Source organism: Roseovarius mucosus, from assembly GCF_002080415.1.
Lineage (GTDB): Bacteria > Pseudomonadota > Alphaproteobacteria > Rhodobacterales > Rhodobacteraceae > Roseovarius > Roseovarius mucosus_A.
Genome location: NZ_CP020474.1, coordinates 2,030,906 through 2,050,430 on the forward strand (window position 1 = coordinate 2,030,906; position 19,525 = coordinate 2,050,430).

Annotated in this window: 18 protein-coding genes; 4 read left to right on the plus strand and 14 right to left on the minus strand. The window is 60.3% G+C overall.

The features are described from left to right. Positions 1–51: 51 nt before the first annotated feature. Positions 52–588: a hypothetical protein gene (locus ROSMUCSMR3_RS09745; protein WP_081507196.1), complete on the plus strand. Its 537-nt coding sequence runs from the start codon at positions 52–54 to the stop codon at positions 586–588. Positions 589–800: 212 nt separating this feature from the next. Then, the gene (locus tag ROSMUCSMR3_RS09750; protein ID WP_198385600.1) at positions 801–1,523 is read left to right on the plus strand and encodes a vWA domain-containing protein; all 723 of its coding nucleotides are present in this window, start codon (positions 801–803) and stop codon (positions 1,521–1,523) included. A 4-nt stretch (positions 1,524–1,527) separates the two neighbouring features. Here ROSMUCSMR3_RS09750 and folD read toward each other — a convergent pair whose 3' ends face one another. The 13 genes from folD to ROSMUCSMR3_RS09815 form a co-directional block, all read right to left on the minus strand. Next, a complete protein-coding gene (folD, locus tag ROSMUCSMR3_RS09755; protein ID WP_037297817.1) occupies positions 1,528–2,418 on the minus strand; it encodes a bifunctional methylenetetrahydrofolate dehydrogenase/methenyltetrahydrofolate cyclohydrolase FolD in 891 nt (296 codons plus the stop codon). A gap of 91 nt (positions 2,419–2,509) precedes the next feature. Then, complete coding sequence (locus tag ROSMUCSMR3_RS09760; protein WP_008281198.1) at positions 2,510–4,186, minus strand: formate--tetrahydrofolate ligase; 1,677 nt, start codon at positions 4,184–4,186, stop codon at positions 2,510–2,512. A gap of 149 nt (positions 4,187–4,335) precedes the next feature. Continuing rightward, positions 4,336–4,941, minus strand: coding sequence for an MOSC domain-containing protein (locus tag ROSMUCSMR3_RS09765; protein WP_081507197.1), 606 nt, complete (start codon positions 4,939–4,941; stop codon positions 4,336–4,338). Between the two features lie 65 nt (positions 4,942–5,006). Beyond that, positions 5,007–5,723, minus strand: a complete 717-nt coding sequence (locus ROSMUCSMR3_RS09770; protein ID WP_232279207.1) for a methyltransferase domain-containing protein — start codon at positions 5,721–5,723, stop codon at positions 5,007–5,009. Positions 5,724–5,785: 62 nt separating this feature from the next. Further along, a complete protein-coding gene (gene ftsH, locus ROSMUCSMR3_RS09775; RefSeq protein WP_037297814.1) occupies positions 5,786–7,702 on the minus strand; it encodes an ATP-dependent zinc metalloprotease FtsH in 1,917 nt (638 codons plus the stop codon). Positions 7,703–7,781: 79 nt separating this feature from the next. Next, a complete protein-coding gene (gene tilS / locus ROSMUCSMR3_RS09780) occupies positions 7,782–9,038 on the minus strand; it encodes a tRNA lysidine(34) synthetase TilS (protein ID WP_081507199.1) in 1,257 nt (418 codons plus the stop codon). Next, complete coding sequence (gene ybgF / locus ROSMUCSMR3_RS09785; RefSeq protein ID WP_081507200.1) at positions 9,035–9,877, minus strand: tol-pal system protein YbgF; 843 nt, start codon at positions 9,875–9,877, stop codon at positions 9,035–9,037. Before ybgF ends, tilS begins: the two co-directional genes overlap by 4 nt. Positions 9,878–9,897: 20 nt before the next feature. Further along, positions 9,898–10,416 carry a peptidoglycan-associated lipoprotein Pal gene (gene pal / locus ROSMUCSMR3_RS09790; protein WP_008281190.1) on the minus strand — a complete coding sequence of 173 codons (519 nt, stop codon included), beginning with the start codon at positions 10,414–10,416 and terminating at the stop codon, positions 9,898–9,900. 74 nt (positions 10,417–10,490) lie between these two features. Then, a complete protein-coding gene (tolB, locus tag ROSMUCSMR3_RS09795; RefSeq protein ID WP_420541231.1) occupies positions 10,491–11,804 on the minus strand; it encodes a Tol-Pal system beta propeller repeat protein TolB in 1,314 nt (437 codons plus the stop codon). Positions 11,805–11,812: 8 nt separating this feature from the next. Beyond that, a complete protein-coding gene (locus tag ROSMUCSMR3_RS09800; protein ID WP_081507201.1) occupies positions 11,813–12,952 on the minus strand; it encodes an energy transducer TonB in 1,140 nt (379 codons plus the stop codon). Positions 12,953–12,963: 11 nt separating this feature from the next. Then, on the minus strand, positions 12,964–13,437 hold the full coding sequence (gene tolR, locus ROSMUCSMR3_RS09805) for a protein TolR (protein ID WP_081507202.1): 474 nt from the start codon (positions 13,435–13,437) through the stop codon (positions 12,964–12,966). A gap of 3 nt (positions 13,438–13,440) precedes the next feature. Beyond that, positions 13,441–14,136: a protein TolQ gene (gene tolQ, locus ROSMUCSMR3_RS09810; protein ID WP_008281186.1), complete on the minus strand. Its 696-nt coding sequence runs from the start codon at positions 14,134–14,136 to the stop codon at positions 13,441–13,443. Between the two features lie 159 nt (positions 14,137–14,295). Beyond that, positions 14,296–15,009: a response regulator transcription factor gene (locus ROSMUCSMR3_RS09815; RefSeq protein ID WP_008281185.1), complete on the minus strand. Its 714-nt coding sequence runs from the start codon at positions 15,007–15,009 to the stop codon at positions 14,296–14,298. 299 nt (positions 15,010–15,308) lie between these two features. Here ROSMUCSMR3_RS09815 and ROSMUCSMR3_RS09820 point away from each other — a divergent pair, with 299 nt between their 5' ends. Then, the gene (locus ROSMUCSMR3_RS09820; protein WP_008281184.1) at positions 15,309–16,022 is read left to right on the plus strand and encodes a redoxin domain-containing protein; all 714 of its coding nucleotides are present in this window, start codon (positions 15,309–15,311) and stop codon (positions 16,020–16,022) included. A gap of 18 nt (positions 16,023–16,040) precedes the next feature. Here the strand turns inward: ROSMUCSMR3_RS09820 and ROSMUCSMR3_RS09825 are convergent, their stop codons facing one another. Further along, entirely contained in the window at positions 16,041–16,382 is a 342-nt protein-coding gene (locus ROSMUCSMR3_RS09825) for a YbgC/FadM family acyl-CoA thioesterase (protein WP_237183587.1), read from the minus strand. 269 nt (positions 16,383–16,651) lie between these two features. Between ROSMUCSMR3_RS09825 and ROSMUCSMR3_RS09830 the strand changes: the two genes are divergently transcribed. Then, on the plus strand, positions 16,652–19,525 hold the full coding sequence (locus ROSMUCSMR3_RS09830; RefSeq protein WP_081507204.1) for a monovalent cation/H+ antiporter subunit A: 2,874 nt from the start codon (positions 16,652–16,654) through the stop codon (positions 19,523–19,525).

A 19,525-nucleotide genomic window follows, 5' to 3' on the forward strand; every position in this document is an offset into this window, starting at 1 on the left:
GTCGAAATCGGACCATTTGGTCGCCCCCTCCTGACCGGACCGGATTGGAATGTGCGCTACGCCGATGTCAGCACCACAAACGAGCTGAGACGCCTTGCCAAGAGCAGCCCGCTGAGGCGCGCAGATCGGGTGGTTGAGGTCGATTATGTGCTCAGGAACATCACCCTGCCGCGGGCAATTCCGGGCACAGGGGTGCGCTTTGTCTTTGGGTCCCATGTTTATGAGCATATAGCCAATCTGCTTGGGTTTTTCCGTCAGCTTGCGGCTGAGATGGGTCCGGGCGGTGCCGTCATCGGGGCGTTTCCCGACCGTCGTTATACCTATGACATTGATCGCCCCAGAACGACACTTGGCCAGTTCATCGACCGCGAGACGCGCGATATCGCCAGCCCGGACGCACAGACGGTTTTTGACCATTTTTATCACTTCAGGCCGGTCAAAGCAGGACAGGTCTGGCCGCACGGCGCCAATCATGGTGTCGCGCGCCAGTTCTCGTTGGCCCATGCGCTTAAGATGAAGAAAACCTCCGCACCAGCTATGTCGACGTGCATTGCAACATCCCGACGGATCAAGAGTTTGTTGAACTGACCGAGACGTTTCCAGAACTTGGCATCAAGCTTAGTCTTCACAAAATGGTCGAAACCTTTCGACCGATGAACGAATTTCATTTCTGCCTGAAAGTCGTGTGACCGGTCGGAGAAAGCCCGTGCATGCTGCGCAAGTTTGGCAGGGTCAGTTCTCTGGACATATGCTGAGACCGCGATAGGCTAAGCGTGCGATCCTGAGACCGGAGGCCCCTGATGCGCGCGATTGCTCTCTGCCTAGCCCTCGCTGTTCTGCCGGGCCCAACGCCACAGGCGGCCACGGGCTGTGCCGCTGATGCGATGCTGGTATTTGACGGGTCTGGGTCCATGGCCGAGGTGGGACATGATCCAACTGCCGCAACCCGGATCATCGAGGCGCGCGCGGCGCTACGGCGCGTGATGCCCGACGTTGCGCCCTATCGGCGGATTGGCCTCTTGTCCTATGGGGCTGGGGGTAGTCATCCCTGTTCGGGGATCACCCGGCATTTTGCCCCTATGCCGGATGCGGCGGCTGCGGTGGTGGTGGCGGTCGACGCGCTGATGCCCGGCGGCCTGACCCCGATTGCCGCCTCGGTGGCGGCGGCGGCAGAGGTGTTAGAGTATCGCACACAACCCGGGATCGTGGTCTTGGTTACGGATGGCAACGAGACCTGCGGCGGTACGCCCTGTGCGCTTGGGGCCGCTTTAACCGCAGAGGCGCGCGATTTGACGGTACATGTGATCGGATTTCGCGTGGTGCATGACCCGTTCTCGTGGAACAGCCCCGAGGCGCAGGGCTATGACGGGCAGACCGTCGCAAAATGTCTGGCCGATGCGACGGGGGGAGTGTTTGTATCGACCGAAACAGTCGACGAACTGGTCGATGCCCTGCGCGAGACACTTGGTTGCCCGCTGATTGGTGGGCTTGGGGCAGGCGCCCCGCCACGTGGGCGGGGCTGATCGTTCAGGCCGTCAGGCCCTCTGGCTCTGCCAGACCATTGGCGCGGCAGCAGGCAGTGAGGGTATTGGCCAAGAGACAGGCGATGGTCATCGGGCCGACGCCGCCCGGCACTGGGGTGATCGCCCCGGCAACAGCGGCGGCCGAGGCGTAATCGACGTCGCCGACCAACACAGTCTTGCCGTCCCGTTCGATCCGGTTGATGCCCACGTCGATCACGGTAGCCCCCGGCTTGATCCAGTCGCCCGGCACCATTTCAGGGCGACCGACGGCAGCCACGACGATATCGGCGCGACGGCAGACATCGGCGATATCCTTGGTCCGGCTATGGGCAATCGTGACGGTGCAGCTATCGCCCAAAAGAAGCTGTGCCATCGGCTTGCCCACAATGTTCGAGCGGCCAAGCACCACAGCATCCATGCCCGCCAACGAGCCGTGATGGTCGCGCAGCATCATCAGGCAGCCCAAGGGCGTGCACGGCACCATGGATTTCTGGCCAGTGCCCAAGAGGCCGACGTTGGAAATATGAAAACCGTCCACATCCTTGGCCGGATCAATAGAGTTGATCACCAGATCGGAATCGAGATGCTTTGGCAGCGGCAATTGCACGAGGATGCCGTGCACGGTGGCGTCTTTGTTGAGACGGTCGATCAGCGCCAGAAGATCAGCCTCTGACGTGTCAACATCCAGCTTGTGCTCGTAGGAATTCATGCCCACTTCGACGGTCTGCTTGCCTTTGGAGCGAACATAGACCTGACTGGCCGGGTCTTCGCCCACAAGCACCACCGCGAGGCCCGGCGTGATGCCGTTTTCCTCTTTCAGGCGCGTCACATGCGAGGCCACCTTGGTCCGCACCTCTGCGGCAAAGGCCTTGCCGTCGATCACTTTAGCCGTCATTCCCAGCCCTTTCATCGTGCTTTAAATCGTTCTGCGCAACGCGCAAGGCCGCCCAGAGCGCGATACTCTGGGCGGCCTTATTTGGTGAGGTTTAGAACAGGCCTTCGATCTGGCCGTCGTCGTTGAGACGGATCGTCTCGGCAGCAGGTTTGCTGGGCAGACCCGGCATTGTCATGATCTCGCCACAGACGACGACGACAAAGCCAGCACCGGCCGAAAGACGCACTTCGCGGACCGGTACGGAATGGCCGGTGGGCGCACCGCGACGGTTCGGATCGGTGGTAAAGCTATACTGCGTCTTGGCCATGCAAACTGGCAGATGGCCATAACCCTGCGCTTCCCATTCCTTGAGCTGGCTGCGGATCTTTTGATCGGCCAACACCTCGTCAGCGCGATAGATGCGCTTGGCGATGGTTTCGATCTTTTGGAACAGCGGCATGTCATCGGGATAGAGGGGTGCGAAATTGGCATTCCCGGCCTCGGCCACTTCGACCACTTTGCGCGCCAGAGGCTCAGAGCCTTCGGAGCCCAGTTCCCAATGGCGCGACAGCACGGCTTCGGCACCATGATTGGCAACAAAGGTTTTGACGGCTTCGATTTCTGCTTCCGTATCGGTGACGAAATGGTTGATCGCCACAACCACCGGCACGCCAAAGGATTTGACGTTCTCGATGTGGCGCCCAAGGTTCGGGCAACCCGCCTTGACCGCATCAACGTTCTCGGCACCCAAATCTGCCTTGGCGACGCCGCCGTTCATCTTCATCGCACGCACGGTGGCCACGATGACCACGCAATCGGGGGCAAGACCCGCCTTGCGGCATTTGATATTCATGAACTTTTCTGCACCAAGGTCAGCGCCAAAGCCCGCTTCGGTCACAACATAGTCGCTGATCTTGAGCGCGGTCGTGGTCGCGATGACCGAGTTACAGCCATGCGCGATATTGGCGAAGGGTCCGCCATGCACGAAGGCAGGGTTGTTTTCCAGCGTTTGCACAAGGTTGGGCTGCATCGCATCTTTGAGAAGCACGGTCATCGCGCCTTCGGCCTTGATATCGCGGCAGAAGACGGGGCTGCGGTCGCGGCGATAGGCCACGATCATAGACCCCAGACGCTCCTCAAGATCCTTAAGGTTCTTGGAGAGGCAGAGGATTGCCATGACCTCGGACGCGACAGTGATGTCAAAGCCATCTTCGCGCGCAAATCCGTTGGAAACACCGCCCAGCGACGAGGTGATCTGGCGCAGCGAACGGTCGTTCATGTCGACCACGCGACGCCACACAACGCGGCGGGTGTCGATGTTCTGCTCGTTACCCCAATAGATGTGGTTGTCGAGCATCGCGCTGAGCAGGCTGTGTGCGCTGGTGATGGCGTGGAAATCGCCGGTGAAGTGCAGGTTCATGTCCTCCATCGGGACAACCTGTGCATAGCCGCCGCCGGCTGCGCCGCCCTTCATGCCAAAGTTTGGCCCAAGGCTGGCCTCGCGGATGCAAACGGTGGCCTTCTTGCCGATGCGATTCAGGCCGTCACCAAGACCAACAGTGGTCGTGGTCTTGCCTTCGCCTGCAGGGGTGGGGTTGATCGCAGTCACGAGGATCAGCTTACCGTTCTTGTTGCCCTGAACGGAGTCGATGAATTTCTGGCTGACTTTTGCCTTGTCATGGCCATAGGGCAGAAGATCGTCGTTCGAGATGCCCCGCTTTTCGCCGATCTCTTGGATCGGTCGCTTCTTGGCCTCCCGTGCAATCTCGATGTCGCTCTTGTAACCCATAGTCGTTTCCTTCCCTCGTCTGTTGGGCTTGATCTGACCACGGTGATAGCCAATTCTCGGCATCCCACAGCATGCGAATCCGACACATGGGCCTGTGCTTGCGGCGGATCACCGCAGACGGTGTCGGATCGGAAACCGAGAAAGGGGGGTCAGAGCAACGTGGCGCGCACACACGAGAGTTCGGACCAGACCGGCTGATCGGGAATATGCAGGCGCAGCATTTGCCCCAAGGCCAGCCGCCCCTCACGCTCGACCCAAGCGGTGATACCGCGCCGCCCGAGAGCCGCGCGCTTGAACCGTGCACCAAAGCCCGGGGCGTGGGTCTCGATCACCTTGGCAGGCAGGTGACAGGGGCGATTTTCCATATCAATCACCAGCGTCACCCCATCCGGCCCTTGCAAGCGCGATGAGGGAGGGAGATGGCTGAGGTCGGGAATGCCACTGATCACCAGCGAGGCACCCAGCCAGCTTGGTTCAAGCCGTGCAACGCCCATGGTGGCGGCGATGGCTGTCAGCTCTTCGTCTGAAAGGACAGAAAATTGCCGCGCATTGCGGATTTCGGTGCCTCTGGGGTGCTGGGAAATAACGCGGCTACATGAAGGGCGGGTCAGGCCCGCGTGCTCTTCGCCCGCGACACCGGCAAAGGTCACGTCGACCGCGTCGAGCGGTTCGGCTGCCAGAGACGCATCGCGCTGCGCCACTCGGCCCAGCCAAGTGATTCGGCCCTCATACTCGGTTGGCATCAATGCGGGCATTGATCTTTGCGCCCCGTTTCTTCTTGGTGGAAAATACTCGCCCCGCAGGGCCGTTCAAATTCAAGTCAGACGGTCAGGGTAAAGAACATGCGGCGGAACGGGAACAGCACAGTACCATCGGCACGAACCGGGTAGGCGCTATGCATCACCTCTTCGTAACGACGAATGAGATCGGCCTTTTCATCCGGCTCGAGCGCGGCCAGAACCGGGCGGGCATAGGTGCTTTCGGTATAGCGGCGCACCGGGTGGCTCCCGGGTTCGGCGGTCAGCCTTTGATAATAATCCGTTTCCCAGAGGCGGAATTGACCGAGCGGTGCCAGAAGTTCCTCGTATTTGATCGGAGACATCACACCGGGGGTGCCCATCTTTTCGATCCGCCCGGCAAAGAGTTCCTCTGCCAGCGAGAGCCAGACACGGTGCGAGGGGGCCTTGTTCTGGTGCGGCATCTGCACAGCCAGCGTCCCGCCCTTGCCCAGCATGCGGACGAGCCGGGGCATAAGTGCTTCGTGATTACCGACCCAATGCAGGGCCGCGTTGGAATAGATCAGGCCCGGCGCGCGGCGCGGGTGCCACTCGGCGATGTCGGCCTGTTGGAGGGCGTCATAACCCGTCCCTTGAGCCTTTTCGAGCATGGCGGGGCTGGCATCGACCCCCACAACCGCGCGATTGCCCGCGCGGGCACGCAGCGTTTCGATCATCACGCCGTTGCCGCATCCAAGGTCCACCACATCGCCCGCGCCCATCTGACCGACGGCGTTCAAAAGATCGAGGGCAGGCCGCAAGCGTTGATCCCGGAACCTTGCATAGGCTCCGGGATTCCAATCCTGTTTCGCGGCATTCGTGCTCACGTTGAGGGCTCTGGCTCCAGCCCGCCGTCGCCGGGCGTGGATTTGGGCTTGGTTTTCGGGATTGCGGTGACAGAGGGCTTGCTGGCTTCGGCACTGCCGTCGTCATCGTCATTCGCCGAGGGAAGTTCGCCCCGCATCACGCGCTTGATCTCGTCTCCGGTCAGTGTCTCGTATTCCAAGAGACCCTGTGCCAGACGTTCCCAATCTTCCTGACGATCAGTCAGGATTTTCTTGGCCCGAATATAGGCCTCGTCGATCAGGCGTTTGACCTCTTCCTCGATCAGCTCTTTGGTATGTGCGGAAATCGAGAAGCCACCGGCACCATTGCCCATATAGCCTTCGTGCGCCTGCTCATAGTCGATATTGCCAACTTTGTCGGACATGCCCCAGCGCATCACCATGGCGCGCGCAAGGCCACTGGCCTGTTGAATATCGCCAGCAGGGCCGTTCGACACGTTATCCTCGCCGTATTTGAGGATTTCGGCGGCTTTGCCTGCCATGGTCATGGCCAGCTTTTCCTCGCACTCGGAGCGGTGCCAATTGAGCCGGTCAATCTCGGGCAAGCTCACAACCATACCGAGGGCACCACCGCGCGGAATGATCGTAGCCTTGTAGACAGGGTCACATTTGGGCAGGGCAAGACCCACCACCGCATGCCCGGCCTCGTGATAGGCGGTCTTTTCCTTTTGATCGTCGGTCAGCACCATCGAACGGCGCTCGGCCCCCATCATCACCTTGTCTTTGGCGTTCTCGAAGTCGACCATAGTCACAAAACGTCGGCCGACACGCGCAGCCATCAGCGCCGCCTCGTTGACGAGGTTGGCAAGGTCCGCGCCAGAGAAGCCGGGCGTGCCGCGCGCAATCAGGCGCAGGTCCACATCGGGGCCAAGCGGTGTCTTGCGGGCGTGAACGTTAAGGATTTTCTCGCGGCCCTTGATGTCGGGATTGGGCACGGTCACCTGACGGTCAAAACGACCGGGGCGCAGAAGTGCGGGGTCAAGCACATCCTTGCGGTTGGTGGCCGCGATGATGATCACGCCTTCGTTGGCCTCGAACCCGTCCATTTCAACAAGCAGTTGGTTCAGCGTCTGTTCGCGCTCGTCATTGCCGCCGCCATAGCCCGCCCCACGGTGGCGGCCGACCGCGTCAATCTCGTCGATAAACACGATACAGGGCGCGTTTTTCTTCGCTTGCTCAAACATATCGCGCACGCGGGATGCACCCACACCCACGAACATTTCCACAAAGTCAGAACCAGAGATGGTGAAGAAAGGAACGCCCGCCTCACCCGCAATGGCGCGGGCAAGCAGCGTCTTACCGGTACCCGGAGGGCCGACAAGCAGCGCGCCCTTGGGGATTTTACCGCCAAGCCGCGAAAACTTCTGCGGGTTGCGCAGGAATTCCACGATTTCCTCAAGCTCTTCCTTGGCCTCGTCGATGCCTGCCACATCGTCAAATGTGACGCGACCGTGCTTTTCGGTCAGCATTTTGGCTTTGGACTTGCCAAAACCCATCGCGCCACCTTTGCCGCCGCCCTGCATGCGGTTCATGAAATAGATCCACACGCCGATCAACAGAAGGAAAGGCAGAAGCGAGACAATGAAGGTCTGAAAGCCCGATTGCTGCTGGCTCTCGGCCTTTACCGGAATACCCGCATCAATCAGACGTTGGGTGATTTCTGCATCCTCGGGCTTGATCGTTGCATAATCCTGCCCATCCGCGCCGCGATAGCGCACAGTCTCGCCATCCAGCGTTACCTGGCTCACACCGCCACTGTCCACTGCCGCCACAAACTCTGAATATGGCACTGCGCGGCTCTGGAGGGTGTTGCCCGACCCGCTGAACAGGTTGAACAGCGCGAGGATCAAAAGGAACAGCACCAGCCAGAAGGCGATATTTCTTGCGTTACCCAAGGGTTCTCTCCCAAAATTCGTATCCCCGTGCGTCTAGCACAGGGCGCATGGATCATAAATAGAGATCACGGCCCTATCTTCAATGACATAATATGGACATCAGCAGATTGTCCTGCTCAGGCTTGAGGATCAGCGCCCAGCCATTCGGGTGACCCATGAGCGGGGCGGCGATCAGAGTATCCCCTTGCCAGAGGCCGGGGGCGCAGAGCGCAGAGGCATGCGGCAGGCCACTCAGGCGCCAATCCGGGCAAGCCTGCAGTCCGTTGGGTCCAAGCGCGGCTATCTCGACACCGGGCGATGCGGGGCCGGTCGCCTGCCAGCGATTATCCCAGAGGGTGTTTACGGGCGCGCGCAGTCCCTTGACCGCGGCATATTCCCGCGTGAGGCGAAGCTGGCCGTTCTTGGGCGGCAGAAGAAGGCAGCCGTGCAGGGGCATTGTGTGACCATCGCGGGCGGCTTTGATAAAACTCGCGAGAGCGCTGCCGCGCGGCGGATACTCCTCCCCCGCAAGCCATTGCAGCATAGCCTGCATGAGACGGCGCGCGATTTCCTCAGGGAGATCATTAAATCCGGGGTGGTCGATGAGAATATCCCCAGACTGCACCTGAAGAAGTGCGCGGGCGGCGGTCAGAGTGGCATGATCCAGCGCCGTGCGAACCCCGGACAGGGTGCGCGCCACATCGGCCAGCGTCGCGGCACCAAGCCCCATGGGCGCGAGGGCCGTGAGACTCTGACGTGCGCGGGGGCGCAGGTAGGTGGTGTCATCGTTGGTTGGATCATCGATCCACGATTGACCAAGTGTGCGCAGATGATCGCGAAGGGCCTCGCGGGAGAGGTCGAGTAGCGGGCGGTGAAAGGTCACCCCCGACTGCGTCCAACGCGGGCGCATCGCCGCAAGCCCATCCACACCCGCGCCGCGTGCAAGACGCATCAAAAATGTTTCGGCGACGTCGTCTTGGGTATGGCCAATGGCAATATCATGCAGGTCATTTGCGCGTGCCCAGTCAGTGAGGAGCGCATAGCGCGCTCGGCGGGCGTGGTCCGGAAGATTTCCGGAGCCATCCCAACCTTGCCACTGCACGGTGTCGTGCGGGATCGCCAGACGGGCGCAGATCTGTGCCACGTCCGCGGCTTCTTGCGCAGAGGAGGGGCGCAGCCCGTGATCAACGGTGACAGCGGCGGGCGTGGGGCCACCCACAAGGGACCAGCCGTGAAGAAGGTGCAAAAGCGCCAGCGAATCGCTGCCACCGGACACGGCAACGCCCAGCCGGGTAGGGATATGCCCCGCGAAATGCGCCGCGAGGCTGCTTTGTAACGACGCGTCTGGCGGGATCACGAACAGCCCAGACGGCCCATCTCGGATTGCGCCGAAGAGACCGCCGCCGCAGTGGGATAGCGGGCCTCGACCTGGCCCAAAGTCACGCAGGCCTCTTGGGTTTGGCCCAGACGACCCAGCGCACGCCCTAGACGAAAGAGCGCCTCTGGGGCCTCTGACCCGTCAGGGGCTGCGCTGAAACTGTCAAGATAGGCGCGCGCGGCCTCGCTCTGTTGGCCAGCCGCCTCGAGCGCCTCACCGCGCAAAAGACCTGCCCGGCCAGACAACGGGCTGCCCGGATAGGTCGACAGGAAGGCGGCAAAACCTGCCGCCGCCTCGCTGTGATTGCCTGCCTGCAAGGCGGCTTCGGCGCGGTCGAAATCGTCTCGCTCACCGATGGCAAGCTGCGGATTGTCGCCGGTGCTGACCTCTGGGGTGGTCGGAAGTGGAACCGCCCCGCCACCCGCCGTCACAGGATCGACCCCGCCTAACGTGCTGCCGGGTTCCAGCGTGGCAATGTCACAGCTGGGTTCCAGTTCGCAGAGCCGGAATTCTAGATCGCCGACGCGATTGGTGCCATCGGACACCACGCGATCAATGCGAAATTCCAGCTCTTCAGTCTTGGAGGTGAGGCGCTGCACCTCGCTTTCAATCGCATTCACGCGGTCCACCAGAGACCCGCCGCCACTCAGTTGGCCCGCAGCACCGGTGGTGCTGAGTTCACGCTTGAGATGCTGCAAGGTGACGAAAAGCACTGACAGTTCCTGACGGATGTCGGCCAGCGTCTGATCCGTCTGCGCCGGAGCAGTTTGCGGCGCAACAAAAAGACCTGCTGCCAGAATGAACGCGAAACGACGCATGGTGCGGCCCTCTTCCTAGGTTAGCTGCCTAGACCGGCGGCCAGCACAGTCACGGCGCGCCGGTTCTTGGCATAGCACGCCTCGTTGCTGCAAATCTCGATCGGGCGCTCCTTGCCGTAGCTGACCACGCGCAAGCGGTTCGGGGAAACACCGCGACCAATCAGATATTCCTGCACCGCGTTGGCGCGACGCGCACCAAGGGCAAGGTTGTATTCGCGGGTGCCTTGTTCGTCGGCGTGGCCTTCGATCACGGCAGTGAAATCACGGTTGGTGGTCAGCCAGTTGGCCTGGCCGTCAAGCGTGGCTTGTGCGTCTGAGCCGAGCGTGGATTGATCGACGGCAAAAAGCACGCGATCCCCCACCGTCTGCTGGAAATAGGCCGGCGAGGTGGGATCTTGCGCGGAGCCGGCAAAGCCAGCCCCAGAGTTCGCGCCATTGTTGAGATCCACAGCGCTGCCGTCGTCAAAGCGGTTGGGATTGGTACAAGCGGCCAGTGCCAGCCCTGCACAGAGGATCAGTGTCTTGCTCAGATAGGTCATTTTAGCCCCATTCGTTTCTGCCTTGGCCTGTCATATCACAGCCCGCGTCCCAAGGAAACGCGGGCCTTGTGGGTTCAATTCTGAAGCGGTGACCACGAAGGATCGCTGGCCCCGGTATTGGTCGGGACCTGTTTTAGATTACGCCCGGTGATGTCCACCGAATAGAGGCTGGCCTGACCCTGTTCGCCTTGGGTTTCGCGGGTGAACATGATCACGCGGCCATTGGGGGCCCATGTTGGGCCTTCATCGAGGAAGGAGGCGGTCAAGAGACGCTCTTCGCTGCCATCGGTGCGCATGACGCCGATGTGAAAGCGCCCCTTGGACTGTTTGGTAAAGGCCACAAGATCGCCGCGCGGCGACCAGACGGGCGTGCCGTAGCGCCCCTCGCCAAAGCTGATGCGCCGGGCCTCGCCGCCACCTGCGGACATGATGTAAAGCTGCGGTGTTCCGGAGCGGTCGCTCTCGAACACGATCTGGCTGCCATCGGGGCTATAGCTGGGTGCGGTTTCGATAGAGGGGGCGGTGGTTAGCCGGGTGCTGGCACCACTGCCGATGTCCATCGTATAAAGATCGGTATTGCCGCCTTGGGTCAGCGAATAGACCACGGTGCGCCCATTGGGGGCAAAGCGGGGCGCAAAGCTCATGGTCGCGTCCTGTGTGGGCAATTCGCGACGCCCAACATTGGCCACGTCGAGCACATAGATGCGCGGAAAGCCAGTTTCATAGCTGGTGTAAAGCACCCGGTCGCCGGTGGGGGAAAAGCGGGGTGCCAAAACAATGCTGGTGCTGTCGGTCAGATACTGCACATTGGCACCATCATAGTCCATTATACCCAACCGCTTAGCGCGCTGATCCTTGGGGCCGCTCTCGGCAACAAAGACAACGCGGCTGTCGAAATAACCGCCTTCGCCAGTGATGCGACTATAGACCTGATCGGCAACCTTGTGGGCAATACGCCGCCAGCCGTCCTGTGTTCCGACAAGCTGTTGACCTGCGCCCAGTTCCTGACCGGAAAACACGTCATAGATGCGGAATTTGGCGATGATGCGCCCGGCACCATCCGTGCTGACCGCGCCTGTAATCAGGGCCTGTGCATTGATAGCGCGCCAGTCGGCATATTGCACCGGGCTTTCAAAGCTGGTGATCCGGCTGATGTGGGCGGAACTTGGGATCTGGCGAAAGAGCCCTGTGCCATTGAGATCGGCGGCGATCACGCTGGCGATGTTGCGGCCAAGTTCCTGACCCGCCGCACTATCCGAGACGAAATCGGGCACGGCAAAGGGCAACGGTTCGATCACACCTTCAGTGATCTCGATCCGAAGCGGGCCATTGCCCTGCGCCAGAACGGGCATGGCCCAGAGTGTAAGGGCCGCAAGGAGGGTCATCATAAAGCGCATCATTTGATCCTCATACTCTCCGGATTGAATGTCATTTCGATGTCACGCCACTGGTCGTATTTTTCCGGCGGCAAGTTGAAACCATTGGCGCCGCAGCGGATGATCGCCCGGCGCGCGGCCTCGAAAGCCTGACGCGCTGCCGCATCGCCTCCGCCGGAAAAGCTGTCCATGCGGATCGAACCATTGTCCGGCCTGCCATCCTCGCCCATGAGCACCGAAACCACAACCGTAGTGCCCAGCGCCTCGGTGCTGAGCGAGCCTACGTTCCAGCATTGCTGCACAGCGACACGCAGCGCATCCTTTTCGCCAGACGTGAGCGGCGGGCCGCTGGGGGCCGTGTCGGTCTGCTGACCGGTACCAAGGGCGGCGGCCAGTGCATCGTTGACGGCGCTCTGATCGGTCGCGGGCGCAGCGGGTCTGGGTGTTTCGGTGGTAGCTGGCGCCGGAGTTTCGGTGGGCGTTGGGGCTTCGGCCTGCGCAACCGGGCGCGCGGGGCGCGGTTTGGGTCGCAGAGAGGACGTGGGCGCGGTGTCTTTCGACTCTTCCGCCTCGGTCACGATCTCGGTTGCGGCCTCTTCCTGTGCCGTAGCCTCGGCGGGCTCTTGCGGCACTTCGGCACCTTCCTCGGGCGCGACCTCGGGCTGGGCCACCTCATCAATGCGCACATCCGGTTCCGGCGGTGCCACGGCCTCGGGGGCAACGCGGGGCGCGGGGCGCGGCTTGGGCCGGGGCGAAACCTGCGGAACCACGACCGCCACATCCTCTTGCGGGGTTTCAAGCACCGGCGCAGTATCCGTCACCTCGGCGGGCGCAGGCGGGGTGATTTCCGAGACATCGGGCGCGGGATCAGGGGGCGCGGTTTCCTGTGCCGGGGGCGGCGTGCTCTCAGGCGGGGTATCGGGGATAGAGGCAAGCGGCGGCGCAGAATCGCCGGGCGCGGGCGGCTCTGGTGTGTCGACATTGGCGACAGCCTCGGGGGCGCTCTGGCGTGCGAGCAGGGCCGCGAATTCCTCAGAGGAAATAGTTGTGGCCTCCACCACCTCGAAGGGGGGCGGATCAGAGCGGAACACGCCCCCAAGCAGGGCCCAGCCGATAAATGCCAGATGGCCCGCGCCCGATATGATCTGTCCGGTGTTCACCAGATGCGCCCCTAGCCGCCCTGCCCGTCAAGTGCTGGACCGCCAGCATCTGTCACCAGCCCAATATTCGCAAAGCCGCCGTTGTTGAGTGCGCCCATGACCTGCATCACGTCTTGATAAGGCACTGACCCATCGGCGCGCAGGAACACGCGGGTACTCTCGCGTTCTGTCGCAATGGCGCGCAGACGGGCGACCAGTTCTCCGCGCGGCACCTCAGAGGTCTGGATCATCACGATACCCTCGGCGGTGACAGTGACGGTCAGCGGCTCTTCTTCTTCGCTGGGAAGCGAATTGGCGGCGGTTTTGGGCAATTCCACCGGCACGCCCACCACCATAAGGGGGGCGGCCACCATGAAAATGATCAAAAGCACCAACATCACGTCCACAAAGGGCGTGACGTTGATCTCGGACATCGGGCGCGAGCGGCCACGCCCGCGCCTCCGACGCCCTGAATCGCCTGATTTCTGAACGACACCCGCGCCCATGGTCTAGCTGTCCAACTGTCGGCTGAGAATGGTCGCGAACTCGTCGGCAAAGGCCTCGTATCCCGCTACAATCCGGTCGGCATCGGCGCTGAGCTTATTGTAGAAGATAACCGCCGGAATGGCCGCGATGAGGCCAAGGCCGGTGGCCAAGAGCGCCTCGGCGATGCCGGGTGCGACAACGGCAAGGTTGGTATTCTGCTGCTCGGCAATTTCGACGAAGGCATGCATGATGCCCCAGACGGTGCCAAAAAGCCCAATGAAGGGCGCGGTAGAGCCGACTGTCGCCAGCACCTGAAGCCCACTCTGAAGGCCCTCGGATTCTTTGGCGATGGCCACGTCCATACTGCGGTCGATCCGCGCCGTAGCGCCGGCGATGAGATTGCCGTCATTGCGATGGCTGCGCCGCCATTCTGTCATGCCGGCGGCAAAAATCCGCTCGGATTGACCCGCGGGTTCTGGCCCGATTTCGTCGAACAGCCCATCGAGCGGCTCACCGGACCAAAAGCGGCGATCAAAGATTTCAGCCTCAAGCTGTGCCTTGCGATAGATGATGATCTTTTGAATGATGATCGACCAGGCCCAAAACGAGGACACGATCAACATGAACATCACCAGTTTAACGGTGAGAGTGGCGCGTGCGAAAAGCGCCCACATGGAGAAATCTATCTCCTGTGCCAATGCCAGGGTTTCTGCTTCCATTTGCCTGCTCTTTGTGTGTCTGGCCGTTCTCCGGCCTTATTGCAGAGCAAACTATCCTATTTGAAACGGGAAAGCCAACACCATCCGCAAGCCAGCGCTGGTTTACAGCGGAATTCGCCTCAGGATCGGGCGGATATTTGCCGGAACGTGGCGGCGGGGTCAGACTTCGTCCAGCATTTGCGCTTCGAGGAGCATATAACCTCGACCATGAACGGTCTTGATGCGGCGGTTTCCTTCCTCGCCCGCGAACAACTTGCGACGCAAGCGGCTGATGATGCCATCCACGGAACGGTCGCTGATCGACCACTGATCTCCGCGTACCGATTTGATAATCTGGTCGCGCGACAAGATCGCATTGGTATGGGCCACCAACACCATCAGCACGTCAAATTCGAATGTGGTCAATTCAATTGGCTGCCCGCCAATTCGAACAGAGCGACGCACGCCGCAGATTTCCACATTTCCTACCCGGCGCAACGACGGGCTTGGCATTGGACGGGTCCCATCGGCATCGGGTGCCGCAGCCGCTATCCGTCGCACCACAGCGCGCACACGGGCGCAAAGTTCGCGGGGGCGCACGGGTTTGACCATATAGTCATCTGCCCCCATTTCCAGCGCAAGAACGGCGTCAATCTCGTCTTCGGAATTACCCAACAAGATTAGCCCGGCACCGGATTTGTGGCGTAACTGGCGCACGATATCATAGCCATCTACGCCACGATAACGGGCCCCCACCACGCAGATGTGTACGTTGTTGCGCTCTACCGCGTCCAAAACAGCAGAAATATCCGGACACAGCACCGTTTCGTAACCCTCTTCGGCAAGGCGCTCTGTCACAAGAAGCTTGGTTGCGCGGTCCTCTTCAAGAACCATGGCCCTTAGTGGCATATTGTCTCGCATCGATGTCTGGAGATGAATATATCGCGAGGCGAAAACCAAGGACGTCTGCGCGGGGTGAATTGGGACCGAACCAAAAATCCCATGCACTCAGGACATTTAGAAGAGTACTATCAAAGTCACCTTTTAGACACAAGCATCTACGACCGATGGGCGATTTTTGTGTTAAGACATAACGTTAAACGCCTTTGCCCGATTTTAAACACATTTGGTTTCAATCCTCTCACTGTTGCAGGCATCAACAACTTTCAATCAGAGGACGATGGGGCGCTGGCATGACCATACAATTCTTTACTCCACGCGGGCCGGGAAACGAGGTTTTGAAACTGCCCAGCTCGTTGCGCAAAACTGTAAAGTGGCTGCCGCAGATCGGAGATCTGTTTCCCGATTTTGCTGTCGAGACCACACAGGGGACTTTGCGCTTTTGGGATTGGGCTGAGGGCAGTTGGGTGCATCTGTTCAGCCATCCCGCCGCATTTACGCCGGTCTGTACCACCGAGATCGCGTCACTGGCCAGCTATTCAAGATCCTGGACTGCGTGTGGGATCAAGAACCTAGCCCTGACTGCCTCTTCGATCGCAGAGCAGCAAGCGTGGCATGCAGAGATCGAGGACATGTTCGACGTGAAAGTCGATTTCCCCTGTGCCTGTGATCACGGCATGCGACTTGCGCGGATATTCGGCATGGTCCACGAAAAGGAATCCTCGGAATGGCCCATTCGCAAGAGTTTTCTGATTGATCCGGCGCAACGGATACGGATGATTTTCGAGTATCCTGTATTTGTTGGCCGGAATACCGACGAGGTTCTGCGTGTGGCCAAGGCGCTGCAACTGCGCGACAGGACCGGCGCGGCCACCCCTGCGGATTGGTATGATGGGGATATAGCGATTATCTCTGACAACCGACCAGAGGCAGATGTGATCCGCGAGTTTGGTGTGGGTTCAACGCAGTTACGCCCGTATTTACGGGTAGTCGGTCAATGCCCGTGACGCGTCGAGCGGGCGCGCTCAGCCGGTCGTACGCAGAGGCGCAGGCAGTTTGACCGGCTTTCCCGCAAGGGTCAGGCAAGCGATCGTGACCTGCGCGGTAAAGATGACATCGGTGCCGCGTAGCACAGATTGCTCTATCACCAACCGCGCGCCAGTTCCGGCAACGGCGCGCGTTTCAACCGTAAGCCGATCATCAAGCCGCGCGGGACCAAGATAATCAGCCTCGACCCGGCGCACAGCAAATATGAGGCCGTCGCAATCGCGCATGGCGTTCTGATCAATGCCCTTGTCGCGCACCCAAGCGCTGCGGGCGCGTTCTATGTATTTCAGATAATTTGCGTGATAAACGATCCCGCCCATATCGGTGTCTTCGTAATATACGGTAATAGGAAAGCTATGTAGGGGGCTGGTCACTGTCGGATCCTGTGTTGGGTACGCTTGCAGCAGAGCATCCCAAGGACCTGCGTTCAAGCGTCGCGGTTTCACGAGGTGGAAAATCGTCACAAGCTGGGTTGTGGCGCGGCAATGCCGCCGTATATTACGCTGGATCAACTGAAACGGCACGTAAAATGCACCCGCGACGTGGTGCCAAGGCCGAGGCAGAGAACAGGGAGAGGGGCGGGAGACGGATGGACAATGCCGCAGGATTTTTGCCGATCATCGCGGCGTTGCCGTTTTTGGGAGCTTTGTTTCCCGGCCTGATGATCCAAGCCGGGCGCAACACCTGCGCCGCCTTTACCGCAGCGCCCACGATCCTTGCGCTCATATTGCTGCTGCTTTGCGCGCCTGCGGTGATGCGGGGCGAAGTGCTGACCTTTGGCATCGAGTGGTTGCCGTCGCTTGGTCTTAACGTCAATTTCATGCTGGATGGTCTGGGGCTGCTCTTTGCCGGGATGATCCTTGGCATCGGCCTTTTGATCATCCTCTACGCGCGGTTTTACCTGTCACGCGAAGATCCGATGGGGCAGTTTTATACCTACCTGCTGCTGTTTCAGGGCGCGATGGTGGGAATTGTCCTGAGCGATAACATTTTGTTATTGTTGATTTTCTGGGAACTGACGTCGCTGTCATCCTTCCTTTTGATCGGATATTGGAAACATTTGCCCGAAGGGCGGCAAGGCGCGCGAATGGCGCTGACGGTGACGGGCCTTGGCGGTCTTGCCATGATCGCGGGCATGTTGATCCTTGGGAATATCGCCGGAAGCTATGATCTCAGCGTGATCCTGACGCAGAAAGACGCGATTCAGGCGAGCCCGATGTACCTGCCGGCCCTTATCCTGATTTTGCTTGGGTGTTTCACAAAATCTGCGCAGTTTCCGTTTCATTTCTGGCTGCCCCACGCGATGGCCGCGCCGACACCGGTCTCGGCTTATCTGCATTCGGCCACGATGGTGAAAGCGGGGCTTTTCCTTATGGCGCGCATGTGGCCGGTTCTGGCGGGCACACCGGAATGGTTCTGGATCGTATCCTCGACGGGCCTCATTACCATGGTAATGGCCGCCAAGATCGCGCTCTTCAAGGATGATCTCAAGGCGCTCTTGGCCTTTTCGACAGTGTCGCATCTGGGCCTGATCACCATGCTTTTGGGACTTGGCACCAAGGCGGCGGCGGTTGTCGCGGTGTTTCACATCATCAATCACGCCACATTCAAGGCCGCGCTGTTTATGACAGCGGGCATTGTCGATCACGAGGCGCATACGCGAGATATCAAGCGCCTTGGCGGGTTGCGGCATCTGATGCCAATCACCTTTACGATTGCCACTATTGCAGCACTGTCGATGGCTGGGATTCCGCCCTTCAACGGTTTCCTGTCCAAAGAAATGATGCTGGCAGAAGTGGCCGAGACCCATTGGATCGGCCCACATTGGATGATGGGCGCGTTGGCAACTTTGGGCGCGCTTTTCTCGGTGGCCTATTCGTTCCGATATATCGCTCATGTGTTCCTTGGCCCCAAGCGCGACGATTATCCGGCCAAGCCGCATGATCCGGGTTTCGGCATGTGGGCCGCGCCTGCATTCCTGACCCTGCTGGTGATCCTGATTGGGATTATGCCAATGACCTTTGCCGGGGATCTGGTGCGGGTCGCGGCACATGCTGTGACACAGTCTGATCCTTACGTGAAAATCTATCACATCCATGGGCTGGTGCCTGCATTCTGGATGTCGGTGATCGCGGTGGTTGGCGGCGCAATCCTGCTACGCCTGCATACGCCACTGATGGCGATGTGGAACGCAACGCCACGACCCGAGGCCAAGGTGATGTTCGACGCGGTGACGCGGGCTGCCACGGCCCTGAGCACGGCGCTGACAGATGGTGTGCATAATGGCGCGCTCACCCGCAACGGCGCGATTTTCGCGGTCACGGTGATCGGCGCGGGTGTGCTTGGTTATATGGGTGGCGGCATGGCTGCGCCCACGCGCGAGATGTTGCCCGTAACGTTGGTGCCTGCGATTGGCTGGCTCTTGCTGGTGTTGGCGACAATCTGTCTGGTGGCGTTCCATCGCAACCGCTTTTTGGCGCTGGTCCTGATGGGGATTGTGGGCCTGATTGTGTCGATGGGCTTTGTCTATTTCTCGGCCCCAGACCTTGCGTTGACTCAAATCTCGGTCGAGGTGGTGACGATCATCCTGTTGCTTCTGGCGCTGAATTTCCTACCGCGCGAAACCCCGGCCGAAAGCAGTGTTGCCCGGCGGATGCGCGATGCTGGCATTGCTGCCGTTGGCGGTATTGCAGTAGCGGGTCTGACCTATGCCATTCTTCTGCGCGATTTCGCGTCAGAGAGCATCTCAGTCTTTCACCTCGCGAATTCCTACAAGGGCGGCGGCGGCACCAATGTGGTCAACGTGATCCTCGTCGATTTCCGGGGCTTTGATACCTATGGAGAAATCATCGTTCTGGGCATCGCCGCGCTTGTCATCTACGCGCTGACAGAAACCGTGCTCAAGGGACCGGGCGGGCGCTGGCTTTCGCAATGGAAGGCGGATCGCTATCCCGAAGCGGGGGATCGCCACCCGCTGATGATGGTTGTAGCCACCCGCGTGATGATGCCCATCGCGCTAATGGTCGGGGCCTATATTTTCCTGCGTGGTCACAATCAACCGGGCGGCGGATTTATCGCCGGTCTGATCGTAGCGATTGCGTTTCTCATGCAATATATGGCCTCTGGTTTTGCTTGGGCCGAAGCACGGCAGCGCGTGACCTACCATGCCACAATCGGTGTGGGTGTGCTGATCGCCAGCGTGACAGGGATCGGGGCATGGCTGGCAGGGCGACCGTTCTTGACATCCGATTACGGCTATCTGCATTTCCCGCCGATCGAGGAATTCGAATGGGCTACGGCCATGGCGTTTGACACCGGCGTGTTTCTGACCGTGGTAGGCGCGGTGATGCTGGCACTCAACAGCCTGTCAAGCATGGCGCGGCGGTCGGGTGAGACGGTGAACGTCGCGCCCATGGACATCAACCCGGCCCTCAGCACCGCGCCGGGCGAGAAGGAGGCGTAA